Annotated in this window: 12 protein-coding genes and 1 pseudogene; 7 read left to right on the forward strand and 6 right to left on the reverse strand. The window is 60.4% G+C overall.

All coding sequences use genetic code 11. The annotated features are described in order from the left end of the window. Positions 1-16: 16 nt before the first annotated feature. The 3 genes from HF949_RS11320 to HF949_RS11330 all read right to left on the reverse strand — a co-directional run bounded on the left by HF949_RS11320 (position 17) and on the right by HF949_RS11330 (position 2,176). Positions 17-1,204: a beta-ketoacyl-ACP synthase gene (locus HF949_RS11320; protein ID WP_292895301.1), complete on the reverse strand. Its 1,188-nt coding sequence runs from the start codon at positions 1,202-1,204 to the stop codon at positions 17-19. A gap of 34 nt (positions 1,205-1,238) precedes the next feature. Next, the gene (locus HF949_RS11325) at positions 1,239-1,517 is read right to left on the reverse strand and encodes an acyl carrier protein (RefSeq protein WP_007009717.1); all 279 of its coding nucleotides are present in this window, start codon (positions 1,515-1,517) and stop codon (positions 1,239-1,241) included. Positions 1,518-1,624: 107 nt separating this feature from the next. After that, the gene (locus HF949_RS11330; RefSeq protein WP_292895309.1) at positions 1,625-2,176 is read right to left on the reverse strand and encodes a histidine phosphatase family protein; all 552 of its coding nucleotides are present in this window, start codon (positions 2,174-2,176) and stop codon (positions 1,625-1,627) included. 130 nt (positions 2,177-2,306) lie between these two features. Between HF949_RS11330 and HF949_RS11335 the strand changes: the two genes are divergently transcribed. Together HF949_RS11335 and HF949_RS11340 are read left to right on the forward strand one after the other, a co-directional pair. After that, a complete protein-coding gene (locus HF949_RS11335) occupies positions 2,307-3,248 on the forward strand; it encodes an AEC family transporter (protein ID WP_292895312.1) in 942 nt (313 codons plus the stop codon). Positions 3,249-3,317: 69 nt separating this feature from the next. Continuing rightward, positions 3,318-4,775: an NAD-dependent succinate-semialdehyde dehydrogenase gene (locus HF949_RS11340; RefSeq protein WP_292895314.1), complete on the forward strand. Its 1,458-nt coding sequence runs from the start codon at positions 3,318-3,320 to the stop codon at positions 4,773-4,775. A gap of 360 nt (positions 4,776-5,135) precedes the next feature. Here HF949_RS11340 and HF949_RS11345 read toward each other — a convergent pair whose 3' ends face one another. Beyond that, positions 5,136-6,014, reverse strand: a complete 879-nt coding sequence (locus tag HF949_RS11345; RefSeq protein ID WP_292895317.1) for a LysR substrate-binding domain-containing protein — start codon at positions 6,012-6,014, stop codon at positions 5,136-5,138. 97 nt (positions 6,015-6,111) lie between these two features. Between HF949_RS11345 and HF949_RS11350 the strand changes: the two genes are divergently transcribed. The 4 genes and pseudogenes from HF949_RS11350 to HF949_RS11360 all read left to right on the forward strand — a co-directional run bounded on the left by HF949_RS11350 (position 6,112) and on the right by HF949_RS11360 (position 8,974). Continuing rightward, the gene (locus HF949_RS11350; RefSeq protein ID WP_292895320.1) at positions 6,112-6,816 is read left to right on the forward strand and encodes an SDR family oxidoreductase; all 705 of its coding nucleotides are present in this window, start codon (positions 6,112-6,114) and stop codon (positions 6,814-6,816) included. A 40-nt stretch (positions 6,817-6,856) separates the two neighbouring features. Then, a pseudogene (locus HF949_RS17620) lies at positions 6,857-6,985 on the forward strand (DUF6552 family protein); the annotation flags it as partial. Positions 6,986-7,290: 305 nt separating this feature from the next. Beyond that, the gene (locus HF949_RS11355; protein ID WP_292895323.1) at positions 7,291-7,746 is read left to right on the forward strand and encodes a FixH family protein; all 456 of its coding nucleotides are present in this window, start codon (positions 7,291-7,293) and stop codon (positions 7,744-7,746) included. Position 7,747: 1 nt separating this feature from the next. Further along, positions 7,748-8,974, forward strand: coding sequence for a cytochrome-c peroxidase (locus tag HF949_RS11360; protein ID WP_292895326.1), 1,227 nt, complete (start codon positions 7,748-7,750; stop codon positions 8,972-8,974). On the opposite strand, the gene HF949_RS11365 is transcribed toward HF949_RS11360, so the two are convergent. Then, entirely contained in the window at positions 8,961-9,413 is a 453-nt protein-coding gene (locus HF949_RS11365) for an Lrp/AsnC family transcriptional regulator (RefSeq protein ID WP_292895329.1), read from the reverse strand. The two genes, HF949_RS11360 and HF949_RS11365, sit on opposite strands and share 14 nt — an antisense overlap. Positions 9,414-9,572: 159 nt before the next feature. On the opposite strand from HF949_RS11365, the gene putA reads away from it, so the two are divergent. Continuing rightward, positions 9,573-13,187, forward strand: coding sequence for a bifunctional proline dehydrogenase/L-glutamate gamma-semialdehyde dehydrogenase PutA (gene putA, locus HF949_RS11370; RefSeq protein ID WP_292895332.1), 3,615 nt, complete (start codon positions 9,573-9,575; stop codon positions 13,185-13,187). 47 nt (positions 13,188-13,234) lie between these two features. Here the strand turns inward: putA and HF949_RS11375 are convergent, their stop codons facing one another. Beyond that, the gene (locus HF949_RS11375; protein ID WP_292895335.1) at positions 13,235-14,134 is read right to left on the reverse strand and encodes a cell envelope integrity protein TolA; all 900 of its coding nucleotides are present in this window, start codon (positions 14,132-14,134) and stop codon (positions 13,235-13,237) included.

Here is a 14,134-nt window from a genome sequence, read left to right on the forward strand (position 1 = left end):
TCCGGGCCGGCGGGCGTCAGGCCCTTTTTATGAGGCCCATGCCTTCGTAGCAGTGGTAGCCAATGGACGTCGCCAGAACGGTATCGAGGCTACCGTCGAATGCAGCTTCGGTTGCACTGTCGAAGGCCGGGTAGGGGTTGCCATGATGCAGCGCAAGCGCTGCAAGCGCCACTGCAAAGGGAAACTGCGCTTCCTTCATGTGGCCGGTGAGCGTTGAGAAGCCGCGCAGCGCAACGTTGTCGTGACAGGAAAGCGCTTCGCGTTCGGCGGCCGTTGCCGCATCGGCGCCGGATGCGCCCGAAAGAGCCAGAACCGGGGTCTGGGGCAGAGGAAGCCGATCAAGCATCTCTGTGATACCGGCGACCAGCGGTTCACTCCGGCGGCGCGTGCGGCGTGAGACCACCGGTCCCATCGAAGCGTAGGCGTTGCGGCCGCGCTTTTCCGCATGCTCGCGCGATTCCAGAACCAGAAAAGAAGCGCCGGAACCAGTGACCACACCGCCGCCCTCTGCATCTGCGCGTTGCCAGACGGGCTTCCAGTCTTCGCGATGCAGAAAACCGGCCAGTTCATAGGCAAGCAGCATGTCTGAATGCTCGGTCTGGAAGGATGCACCAACCAGAACATGCGAGGATTGTCCGGAGCGGATGCGCGCGGCAGCCGTCTCGATCGCCGAAACACCGGCACCTTCCTCGCCCATGAAGGTGCGGGAAGAACCGGTCACCTTGTGGACAATGGAAATGTTGCCCGCAAGAAGGTTGGAAAGCTGCGCAAGAAACAGCGTCGGCCGCAGCTCGGTGGTGAGCTTCTCGTTTAGCAGGATGTCATGGTCGTCACGCTCGAGCGATGCGGCGAGGATGGCCTCGTCCACGGTCTCGTCACGCTCGCCACCACCGGCAGCCACCACCATGTCCATGGTCGCGCAGAGCGCCTCGTCGTCCTTGAGCCCGGCATCGTCGAGCGCCAGCCCTGCAGCATAGGTGCCAAGGCGCTGCCACGTCTCCATCTGGCGCTGATCCCCGCGGCGGGGGATCTGCTGGCCCCAGTCGATCTCGGGCAGGGGATGAATGGTGTATGGCGCAAACCGGTCCCGATCGAGGACGGGAGAGGGCGTCTTCGCCGTGAGCGCCTGCCAGTGGGCGTCCGCGCCCTCGCCAAGCGAGGAAACAATGCCCATCCCGGTAATAACTACGTCGCGCGCGCTCATGCCGCTCCCTTCAACGGTCTACTGTCAGGAAAACTCAGCCGGCCTTTGCAGCCACCAGGTCGTCGATCTTGGCACAGAGGTTTTTCATGACGAAATACTCTTCCGTCGAAACCTTGCCGTCATTGACTTCCTGGGTCCACTTTTCGAGCGGAACCTTAATGCCGAATTCCTTGTCGATGGCAAAGACGATGTCGAGGAAGTCGAGGCTGTCGATGCCCAGATCGTCGATGGTGTGGCTTTCGGGTGTGATTTTCTCGCGATCGATCTCGCTGGTCTCAGCGATGATGTCGGCAACCTTGTCGAATGTCGTCACGTGCGGCCCTCAGTCTGGGGAGATTCTCTTACAATAGGATGATCGTGGGGTCTCTAATCGGTTTTTGCCGGTAGGAAAAGGGGCTATAGCTACCGCTGATGGCACGATCAGTTGAATTTGATGCGCGCGGCCACGGCGAGACTGTCGCCTCCGCGTGACAAAATAATGGCTTCGCCTTCTCGTGCGGGCGCACCGATCAACGCCTGGATGACTTCAAGATGGGTGATCAGAAACAGGTTTCCCGATCCGGTGTAGCTGTTGATTCGCTCCAGAATGTCCGCCTTCTGATTTTCCATGGCGCTCTCGTCTGATGGCAGGTCAAGCGCGGGGAAGGCTTCCATCAATGTCGGGCCGAATGCCTGGGTTGCGGTGTCGCGGGTACGGCAATAGCGGCTGGCCAGGACCTTTTCCACCGGCGCCGCGCGCGCCTCGATGAGCGCGCCGATGCGTCGGGCCTGCAGGCGTCCGCGCTCGGAAAGGTTGCGTTGGGTGCCACATTTCTCAAGGTCGAAATTGGCCGGATCTCCGTTTCCCGGTGCAATCGCGTGCCGCATCAGAACGACCTGTCCGCCGTTGCGCAACAGCGCCCACCCGGCCTCGGTTGCCTGCGCTGGAAGGACGCTGAAAACAAAAATGATGGCAACAAGCAGGCGAAGCATAGGGCAATCCTCAAACTATTCTTCCTAGCATATAGGCACAGGGACCGGACTTGAAAGCCGCCTTGCTGCCCTGAGTGGATTTGTCTGACTGATGGTTTCCCTTGGCAACCATTGCGGCTAAACAGTCTGCATGTCTCCGCTTGTTGAAACCGTTTCCTTCGTTTTTGGGCTTGTTGCATTCGGCTATGTGGCCGGCTGGACCGGTCTGCTAAAGCCGCAGACGGGTGACGCCCTGAGCGAATTCGCCGTGACCATCGCTGTGCCACTTCTGCTTTTCCGTACGATGGCGGGGGCGGCATTTGACGGCAGCCTGCCATGGGCCCTCTGGACCACCTATTTTACCGCCGTCGCCGTCGCCTGGGTGGCGGGGCATTTTACGATTGTCCATCTGTTCGGGCGCGATGCCCGCGCCGGCGTGGTTGCCGGTCTCTCCACGAGTTTTTCCAACCTCGTCCTTCTTGGCATCCCCTTCATGCTCGGCGTGTTCGGCCAGGAGGGGTTTGAGATCCTGTCGCTGATCGTGTCGATCCATCTGCCGATCATGATGGGAATGTCGATTCTGCTGTTCGCGCTTGTCGGTCGCAAGGGCGGGAGTGCGCTTTCGGTTCTCCGCGAGTTTCTGACAAAGCTTTTTTCCAGTCCGCTGATCATCGGCATCGTTGCAGGCCTGCTCTGGCGTTTCTCGGGGTTTCAAATGCCGGCTCTCGGTACCCGGTTTGTCGATGCGCTTGCCAATGTCGCCGGCCCCGTTGCGCTTTTCGCCATGGGCCTCGGATTGCGCCGGTTTGGCATTTCGGGCGATGTGCGGCCCGCAATCGTGATTGCCGGGCTGAAACTTTTCCTGATGCCTGCCGTTGCCCTTGGTGTGGCGCTTGTGATTGGCCTGCCGGTCTTCAGCGCGCAGATCGCCGTCATTGCTGCAAGCCTGCCGTCAGGGGTGAATCCGTATCTGATTGCCTCGCGCTTCGGTACGGGGCAGGCGCTCGCTTCCAACGCGATGACCATCGCCACGGCTCTGGCGGTGCTATCGGCCGCGTTCTGGTTATCGGTGCTTCACTGGCTCTATCAATGAGGCCAGCTAGCCTCTAGCCGGGATAGCGGAGGACGGTACGGTGCCGCGCAAACACAGGAGAAGATGCAGATGCTTCAGAAGACCAGTCATTTCATGCGCCAGGCAAATTTCATTGACGGAGCCTGGGTGAAGGCGGATTCGGGTCAGACCATTGATGTCGTCAATCCCGCCAATGGCCAGACGATCGGCACCGTGCCACGGGCAGGCACGGCCGAAACCCGGCGTGCCATCGAGGCCGCCGACGTCGCTTTCCGTTCCTGGAAAAGAACCTCCGCTGACCATCGTGCCAAGCTTCTGCGCAAACTGCATGATGCCATTATGGACAATCAGGACGCACTTGCCGAACTCCTGGTGATGGAGCAGGGCAAGTCCCTTGCCGAGGCCAAGGGCGAGGTGGGCATGTCGGCTGCCTACATTCTCTGGTACGCCGAAGAGGGACGCCGGGTCTATGGCGATGTGGTGCCTTCGCCCTGGGCGGACCGACGCATTCTGGTGACCAAGGAACCGGTCGGGGTCATCGGCGCGATCACGCCATGGAATTTTCCGTCCTCAATGCTGGCGCGCAAGCTCGGCCCGGCACTTGCATCCGGCTGTACTGCCGTTGCCAAACCCGCTTCGCAGACACCGTATTCCGGGCTCGCCTGGGGTGTTTTGTGCGAAGAGGCGGGGTTTCCAAAAGGTGTCGTGAACATCGTCACCGGCGCGGCTTCTGAAATCGGCGATGAGCTTTGCGAGAACCCGCTTGTCCGCAAGATCACGTTCACCGGTTCCACCGAGGTGGGAAAGACGCTGATCAAAAAGACGGCGGGGACGGTGAAGAAGGTGTCCATGGAATTGGGCGGAAACGCACCTTTCATCGTTTTCGACGACGCGGATATCGACCGCGCTGTCGAAGGTGCGATTGCAGCCAAGTACCGCAACTCCGGCCAGACCTGCGTCTGTACCAACCGGTTCTTCGTGCAGGCGGGCATCTACGACACGTTTGTAGAGAAGCTCTCGGCCGCTGCCGAAAAGCTGAAAGTAGGGTCGGGCCTTGAGGAAGGAACCCAGCAGGGGCCACTGATCGATGAGAAGGCGATCGAGAAGGTCGAGGAGCTCATTGCGGACGCCACCAGCAAGGGAGCCAAGGTCACTGCCGGCGGCGCGCGCCATCCACTGGGAGGCTCATTCTTCCAGCCGACCGTGATCTCCAACGCAACGCCCGACATGCGCTTTATGCAGGAAGAGATTTTCGGTCCCGTCGCGCCGGTGTTCCGGTTCGAGACGGAAGAAGAGGCAATCAATCTTGCCAACGACACCGTGTTTGGTCTTGCCTGCTATTTCTACACCGGCGATCTGGGACGGGCCTTCCGCGTTATGGAAGGGCTGAAATACGGCCTGGTCGGGGTAAACGAGGGCATTATCACCACGGTCGAAGCGCCGTTTGGCGGCCTCAAGGAATCGGGCCTCGGCAAGGAAGGCGGACATCAGGGCATCGAAGATTATCTCGATACAAAATATGTCTGCATCGGCGGATTGGGGCTCTAGGGGCAGGGGGCACGGATTGCTCCGGAAGATGATACATTGATGCGAGGCGATGCGAGGCAGGCCGCTGGCACGGGTGTCTGTGCACAGCGGTCATGTCCGCCTGCGATGCGCCGCCATTTCTGCAACTTTGTGAACATGTTCTCGGTCCACTCACGCTGCTCGAAGGGGGCGTTTGAAGAACGGCCCGGTGGGTTTCGTTCTTTCGGAGGTCGTGTTCACGCATTGTTTTATGCGGACCATCGGACGCGTGTTTGAACTCACTGCTGTCGTTGCCTCTTTTGCTGATGCGAATGACCGATTTGCGGGACCTAGTTGCCTTGCGTCTCGATGATTTGTGTGTCCGCTACCAGTTTAAAGACGTCAGGCATCTTCAGCGGAGCGCGTCTTTAACCACGACATGACCTCACTCACGGGCCGGTTGTACTTTGCGGTGCGAGGGATGAGGACGTAGAAGTCATTTCCGCTGGCCTCCCACATCTTACCAACCTCGACCAAACGACCGGCTTCAAGGTCTTGCGCCACCAGAAATCGACTGACCAAGGCCACACCCTGACCGGCGATGGCTGCATCCACTGCGAGAGAGGTCTGACTCAAGCGAAGACCGCGAGGCGATTGGTCTTGCACGCCCAAGAACGCAAGATAACTTGGCCATAGGTCGTGAGTATCGTGGATCTTCGGCTGTTTGGACAGAGCTTCAGGATCGAGCGGATGACTGCCGAGGCCTGCAAGCTTTGGCGAAGCAACCGCTATCAGTGTCTGCTTGAAAAGCAAAGTCACGTCCAACGACGCGCCAAATGGCGGCGATCCCTGCCGTACCGCAAGGTCGATCCCATCGCTGTGAAAGCTTGAAACTTTGTCGGTGGCCATGATCCGTAGATCGATATCCGGGTGCGTTGCCGTGAAGTCTGGAAGATTTGGAATCAGCCATTTTGCGGCGAACGTTGGGGTTACGCTGACGACGACTTTGTTGGGCTCCGGCTTCAACTCGGCGGTTGCCGCGCGAAGATCCGCGAAGACCCCTGCAATCCGGCTGTGAAAGCTGCGTCCGACCGATGTGAACACCAAGCCCTTCGGCACACGTTCGAACAAGATGACATCCAGATGGGCCTCGAGTTGGCGAACCTGTTGCGCAACGGCCCCTTGTGTGACGCCCAGCTCATCGGCAGCGGCGCGGAAACTGAGGCGACGACCTGCTGCATCAAATGCGCGCAAGCTGTTGAGAGGAGGAAGGTCAGTCATTGCACAATAGTAATTCTACAGGTTCAAAACAGCAAACCTGAATCGAAATCGCTCCAAATACATGCCATTTCTCCAGAAATCATAGAGGATTTCAATCATGGCAGTAGAAAAAGTGGCGCTGATAACGGCTGGAGGCAGCGGTATGGGTGCAGATGCAGCACGAAGGTTGGCCGCAGATGGGTTCAAGGTCGGCATCCTCTCATCGTCAGGCAAGGGCGAAGCGCTCGGTGCAAAGTTAGGCGGTTTTGGGGTGACCGGCTCCAATCTTGATGGCGAAGCCCTGACCGCGTTGATCGAGGGTGCTAAGGATCGCTGGGGCCGTGTTGATGTATTGGTGAACTCGGCGGGCCACGGGCCGAAGGGCCCGGTTCTGGAGATCAGTGATGAAGACTGGCATCACGGCATGGAAGTCTACTTGATGAATGTGATCCGACCGGCACGGCTCATCACACCACTGATGGAAGCGCAGGGTGGCGGAGCGATCATCAACATCTCAACCTTCGCGGCGTTTGAGCCCGACCCGCTCTTTCCAACATCGGGCGTCTTTCGGGCAGGGCTGGCAGCCTTCGCAAAGCTTTACTCAGATAAGTATGCGCCACAAAACATCCGTATGAACAACGTGCTTCCTGGCTTCATAGATAGTCTTCCCGAAACAGAAGATCGCAAGGCGCGCATTCCAATGGGCCGTTATGGCTATGCATCGGAAGTGTCTTCGCTGATTTCATGGCTCGCCTCTGAAGATGGAGGCTATATGACAGGCCAAAACCTGCGCATAGACGGGGGGCTGACTCGGGCCGTCTGAAATCATCGCCTGTGAATCATAGCGCGATCGCCCTGCTTTTGCGGTCAACTGGGGCGCATCTGCCGTTCAGATCATGGGATACACCGCGACAGGGTTTGGTTGGACTCCCGGGAACCTTTACCTTTTTCCTGTCGGTGTTGTGGGATGGTTCGCCGTCGGAGCACTATAGGATGACAAGGCGTTAATGCTTATCCATCTTGTAGCGCCCGGCGCGATGATTGGTGGGATGACGAGTAACTGACACGCGAGAATAGTCATTCGAGGAGAGCGCAATATTGTGCAGTTTTGGCCTCGGACTCGTCATGCGGCATCGTTGAGATCAAGGGGCTTGACCCCGATCCTCTATCCCGAGCAATAAACACCGTCAGCAACATGCCGGTTTTCCTTGGCTTTTTTAATGATGGGACAGAGTTCCTATGGCACCGGGTGGCGGCTGGGGGTTAAGTAGTGCACCTGACGAGTCGGAGGGACCAGATGCCGTTTCAGGACAAAACCGGGTCGAGGCGTTTCGTGCTTGCGAGTGTCGGGCTTCTAATGGCGGTTGCCGCAATCTATGCGGCTTACCGGCTCTTCACGCCACCCGCACCCGAAATCGACGTCGCCTACAACACGGTGAGTAGGGACGGTTTCTACCAGGTCATGTTCGAGACCGAAGCCCAGCCCATACCCGTACATGAAACCCATGACTGGGTGGTGACGATCACCACACCTGACGGCACGCCGGTCAACGATGCCTCCATATCGATCGATGGCGGTATGCCGGCCCACGGCCACGGTTTGCCGACAGAGCCGCAGATGGCGGAAGCTCTTGGAGATGGGCAATATCGTGTGGAGGGGATGCGCTTCAACATGGGCGGGCACTGGGAAATCCGAATTGGGATCTCGGCCGATCCGGGGCTCGATGAGGCGGTTTTCAATCTGGATCTGTGACATGAAGGCAGCACGCCGCCATGTTGCAATCGGCGCGCTGTGCGGTTTTCTTGCGTTGTCCGCCTGCGACGCGACTGCGCTGAGCGAGGACGAGAAGGCGAAGATCGCATCTCTTTCAATCGATGCGCTGGGGCCCGTGCCACCTGCACCGGGAAATCGCTTTGCGGATGATCCGCGGGCAGCAGATTTTGGCAGACTGCTCTTTTTCGATGAAGGGCTCAGCGAGAGCGGAACCATCTCCTGTGCCACATGTCATATTCCCGATCAGCAGTTTCAGGACGGCCGCCCGCGCGGTTTCGGAACGGATGAGACCGACCGACGAACGATGCCTCTGGAGGGGGCTGCATGGAATATCTGGCAGTTCTGGGACGGGAGGCGTGACAGTCTTTGGGCGCAGGCGCTCACACCTCTGGAGGACCTGCGGGAACATGCCGGAAACCGCACCGCCCATGTCCGTTATATCGCGGAAGCCCATGCGGATTCGTATGCGGAAATATTCGGAGCGCTGCCCGATATCTCCGGAATTCCGGAAAACGCCAGTCCGGTGGGAGGCGAAACCGAACGCGCAAACTGGGACGCGATGACCCCAACCCAGAAAGACGGGGTGAACCGGGTGTTTGCCAATATTGGCAAGGCAATTGCTGCCTTCGAACGCACGCTGATACCCACCGAAACCCGCTTCGACCGGTTTGCGAGGGCGGTTGCGGCGGGGAGCGAGCAGACAGGGGATGCGGCCTTCAGTGATCTGGAACTCGAGGGACTTCGGCTCTTCATCGGCAAGGCCAATTGTCTTGAATGCCACAACGGGCCGCGTTTCACGGACGACCACTTTCACAACACGGGTGTTCCACCTGTCGCAGGACTGCCGGAGGATCTGGGGCGGGCAGCAGGCATCGTTGCAGTGCAATCCGACCCGTTCAACTGTCTGGGGCGCTATAGCGACGCGATGCCCGATGCATGCGATGCCCTGCGTTTCATGAAACGCGATGCGACCGCGATGGAGCGCGCGTACAAGACACCCTCGCTGCGTGGTGTGGCAGGCCGACCGCCCTATATGCATGCCGGGCAGATCGCTACGCTTGAGGCGGTGATCGACCACTACAGCAGCGCACCCGCCGCGGCCTCGGGGCAGAGCGAAATTCGCGGCGTGGTGTTCACGGACCGCGGGCGGCAGGCGCTGATTGCCTTCCTCAATACGCTGGACACGACGCCCGTTAGCGATCCTTGACCGTTTCCATGGTCACGAAGGTCGAGGTGCGGGCGACATGGGGCAGGGCGGAGATACGCTCGCCCAGCACCTTGCGATAGCTCGAAATATCGCGCGTCCGCACCTTGAGCAGGTAGTCGAAGCCGGCGGCCGTCATGTGACATTGCTCGATCTCGGGCACGGCAAGAACCGCTTTGTTGAAGGCGGCAAGTGCGGATGAACGCGTGTCTTCCAACTCTACCTGAACAAAAGCAATATGGCCTTCGCCGATGCGTGCGCGATCAATGATTGCCGAGTAGCCACGAATATAGCCTTCCTTCTCCAGACGGCGCAGCCGGGCCTGAACCGGGGTCTTTGAAAGACCGACCCGGCGCGCAAGCTCGGCGATGGAAAGTCGGCCATCCCTGGTCAGGGCGTCGAGGATATTTCGGTCGATGCGGTCAACACGTTCTGTTTCCATATGAAATGCAGCTCTCAAGGTCCGATATTCGAAGGAAAGATAGCCCATATGACCTAAATAGAGCAATAGATTAGCCCGAATGGCCAAAGTCCCTGTGTTATGATCGCTGCGCTGAGGCGGTAGGAGCGCCGTAAGTGCCATTCCATAATCGAGGACATCATGCAGAAGAATGCGCCGCAAAAACTGCGAGAAGAAATCAGGGCTCACTACCTGGTCGATGAAGCGGAGGCGCTGCGGAGGCTGGTCGCCCTGGCCGACCTGTCGCACGAAGACAGAGACCGGATCTCGGCCAATGCAGCCGAACTGGTGCGGGCGGTGCGCTCTTCAAGCGACATGCACATGATGGAAGCGTTTCTCTCCGAATATGGCCTTTCGACCCAGGAAGGCGTGGCGCTGATGTGTCTGGCGGAGGCGCTGCTGCGCGTGCCTGACGCCGAGACGATGGACGATTTGATCCGCGACAAGATCGCGCCGCATGACTGGTCCGCTCATTCGGGTGAATCGGCATCGATCTTTGTGAATGCTTCGACCTGGGCGCTGATGCTGACGGGGCGTGTTCTGGACGATGAGGGAGACGGTGTTGAAGCGATCCTGCGCGGGCTGGTGCGCCGCATGGGTGAACCCGTGATCCGCACTGCCGTGTCGCGCGCGATGCGTGAGATGGGCGAGCAGTTCGTGCTTGGCCGAACCATCGAGGAAGCGATGAAGCGCGGCCGCTCCATGGTCGAAAAGGGCTACACCTACTCCTATGACATGCTTGGTGAGGCGGCCCGTACGGAAGCGGACGCGCTGCGCTATCACAAGGCCTACGCGGACGCCATCGCTGCTCTGAAACGCCACTCCAACCAGGACGATATTCGCGAGAATCCGGGTATTTCCGTAAAACTCTCCGCGCTTCATCCACGCTATGAGGCAACGCAGAAAGCACGCATGCTGCCGGTGATGATCGAGCGGCTGAAGAGCCTTGCCCTGGCGGCGCGGGACGCACGCATGGGCCTCAATATCGACGCAGAAGAGGCGGACCGCCTCGACCTCTCGCTCGACGTGATCGAAGCGGTTTTGGCCGATGAGGACCTTGCCGGCTGGGACGGGTTCGGTGTGGTGGTGCAGGCATATGGGCCACGCGCACCATTTGTTCTGGACTGGCTCCACGCGCTTGCAGAGCGGCTTGACCGGCGGATCATGGTGCGACTGGTCAAAGGCGCCTACTGGGACACCGAGATCAAACGTGCTCAGGTGATGGGGCTGGACGGCTTCCCGGTTTTCACGCGCAAGGTCAACACGGATGTGAGCTACATCGCCTGCGCACGTAAACTCCTGGGGATGACGGATCGCATCTACCCGCAATTCGCTACGCACAACGCCCATACGGCGGCTGCCATTCTCGCGATGGCCTCTGACAAGTCGCTTTTTGAATTTCAGCGCCTGCATGGGATGGGCGAAGCGCTGCACGAGACCGTGCGCAAGCGTGAAGGGACGCGCTGCCGCATCTATGCGCCTGTGGGTGCGCACCAGGATCTGCTTGCTTATCTCGTTCGCAGACTGCTCGAAAACGGGGCCAACTCCTCCTTTGTGCACCAGATCGTCGACGAAGATGTGAGCGCGGAAGTAATTGCCGCCGATCCCCTTGCAGCTGTGGAAAAGCCCCTGAATGCGGCCAATCCGGCCATCGAACGCCCTTCGGAGATTTTCGGCCCGAGCCGGAAGAACGCCAGGGGCTGGGACATCACGGACCCGGTGACCATGCTCGAGCTTGATGCAGCCCGGGGGCCGTTTGCCGCACCGCATCAATGGGAAGCGCGCTCCATCACCCCTGCAAAGGGAAAGGGAGACACGCGAAAAGTGATCAATCCGGCGCGGCTCTCCGAAACCGTGGGTACGGTTCGCGATGCCACGCGGGAGCAGGCAAGTGAGGCGGTGGACGTCGCATTGCAGGCGCAGCCCGGCTGGGCGAAAACGCCGGTGGCAGAGCGCGGCAGAATTTTGCGCCATATCGCCGATCTCTACGAGAAGCACGCAGCGGAGTTCTTCGCGCTTGCCACGCGCGAGGCCGGCAAATCACTTGCCGACGGCATCGCTGAGGTCCGCGAGGCGGTGGATTTTCTGCGCTACTACGCCCGCGAAGCCGAACATGTTGAGAAGGACACGCGGGCGAGGGGCGTGATCGTGTGCATTTCGCCGTGGAACTTCCCGCTCGCAATCTTTACCGGACAGATCGCAGCGGCACTCGTGACGGGCAATGCGGTCATTGCAAAGCCGGCCGAACAGACATCGCTAATTGCGGCCCGCGCCGTTGCAGTGATGCATGAGGCGGGCGTGCCGGCCCAAGTGCTGCAGCTTCTGATTGGTGATGGTCCGACAGTCGGTGGCCCCCTGACCGCTGATCCGCGCATTGCCGGCGTATGTTTCACCGGCTCGACGGAGGTTGCGCGGCTCATCGAGCGGCAACTTGCCGACAATGCCGGACCTGAGGCCATGCTGATCGCGGAGACCGGCGGGCTCAACGCGATGATCGTCGATTCCACCGCGCTCCCCGAGCAGGCCGTGCGCGACATAGTCGCCTCCGCCTTCCAGAGTGCCGGTCAACGCTGCTCGGCCCTGCGCATGCTCTATGTGCAGAAGGATGTGGAAGATCGGGTCCTCGAGATGCTGAAGGGCGCCATGCAGGCTCTCAGCATCGGCGATCCATGGGAGGTTTCGACCGATGTCGGTCCGGTGATCGACGATGAAGCACGCGAGACGATCAAAACCTATGCGCAGCGTATGACGGACAATGGTCGCCTCATCGCGGCGCTCGATGTGCCGGATGGCGGGCGTTTCGTGGCGCCGGCTGCCTTCAAAGTGTCTGGAATCCAGGAACTGGAGCGTGAAATCTTCGGGCCCATACTGCATGTGGCCGCTTTTGAGGCGGATGATATCGACAAAGTTATTTCCGATGTCAACGCAAAGGGTTATGGCCTGACGTTTGGGCTACACACGCGCATTGACGCGCGCGCTCAGCATGTGATCGATCGCGTGCACGCGGGCAACATCTACGTGAACCGAAATCAGATCGGCGCCGTCGTCGGCTCTCAACCCTTCGGCGGTGAGGGGCTTTCGGGTACAGGGCCGAAAGCGGGTGGCCCGCACTATCTGCGCCGTTTCCGGCGTGGTGCGGAGATTGAACAGGTAAAGCCTTCAGGGGCCGTGCTGGCTGCCGACGCGGTGAACCGCCTCCTGCCTGCAGTGGACACCAGGTGGACAGCGCGCGCGGACAGGCTCCCGGTCCTGCGCAAGCTCCTGCGTGGCAGGGCACAGGAAGCGATGGCAGCCTCGGCGGCGCTGGATCAGGGGCCTCTCGATCTGCCGGGGCCGACGGGCGAGGCCAACACGCTGATGTTGACACCACGTGGCCGTGCGCTCTGTCTCGGTGCAGATGAAGAGGTCCTGCTGGCGCAGGTCGTGCAGGCACTGTCGGCCGGAAACGCAGTGCTTGCAGTGCACCCGGAAGCGCGACGCATTCTCAAGCCGCTGCTGGGGCAGGGGCTTCCGCTGGAGGGCGCTGACGGCACGGTTTCTCCTGAAATCCTGACCGCTCTTGCCGTTGATCTGGTGGCCGCCAATGGCGAAGCTGAATGGCTGACGACCCTGCGCCGGACGCTTGCCGCGCGGGAAGGGGCGATTGTTCCTTTGATCGTGGAGCCGATCTACCCGGCGGCCTTTGCACATGAACGCGCCATCTGTGTCGACACGACGGCGGCCGGCGGCAATGCGAGCCTTTTGGCTTCGGTATAGGCTGAAAATTCACCGCGCAGCCCGGCGGCTGCGCGGACCGTGTGGGATCAGCGGCGAAACGCCAATGGCACAGTGAAGCCCCAGCTTGAGCGGCCCGCTTCTGCCGGTATCCGGGGGAAGGGAGCTGCGCGACGCACCGTCTCGAGAGCGGCCTGATCGAGGACGTTCGACCCGGAACTGCTAACAATGCGAATGCCGCTCACCGAACCATTCTGCGCGACCGTGAAGCGCACACGCACCTCGCCCTTCAGCCGCTGGCGTTTTGCTGCGCTGGGATAGCGAAGGGAACGCCGCAGTTTGGAGACAACCTTGCCGGGATAGTTGGAGACGCGCGCATTACCACTTTGCGTGGCACGCGCGACCTGTCGGCCCTTGGAGGCCTTTCCGGCGTGCTGCTTTCCCGACGCCGTTCCACGGCGCGCATCCTGAGTGTCGCGACCCTTTGAGCCGGCGCTGCGCTGTTTAGGCGGTGCCGTTTTGGCCTTGCGGACCGGCTTTTTCTCGATCTTTGGTTTGGGCGGCGGCGTGTAGGCGGGGCGGGGCGTTGGAACCGGTGCTTCCGACAGGGCTGCCACAATCTGCGCGCTCTCGACCGGTTCGACAGCCTCTGCTGTCTCTGCCTCCGTCACCTCGGCAACGGGTTGCTCCGCCTCCACGACCGGGGCCGGGGCTTCGTCAACCACGGTTTCGACCGGTGCCTCGGGCGGCACCTCTCTTGCCGTTTCGGGCTGAACCGGCTCTGTCTCCGGCTGCGATACCGGCACGATTTCCTCGGTTGTTTTACCGGCGGCAACCATATCGGCAAAGGCGTTGCCGGCGATCGCGATCTCCGTGGAGCCGCCACCGGCGATCTCGACATCTGTCGGGCGGCTCATCACATAGACTGCCGCCCCCGCGTGAAGGCTTAACGATACGGCCAGCGCCACGGCCCATTTCCATGCCCGCAT

The organism is Nitratireductor sp. (assembly GCF_017794765.1).
Lineage (GTDB): Bacteria > Pseudomonadota > Alphaproteobacteria > Rhizobiales > Rhizobiaceae > Nitratireductor.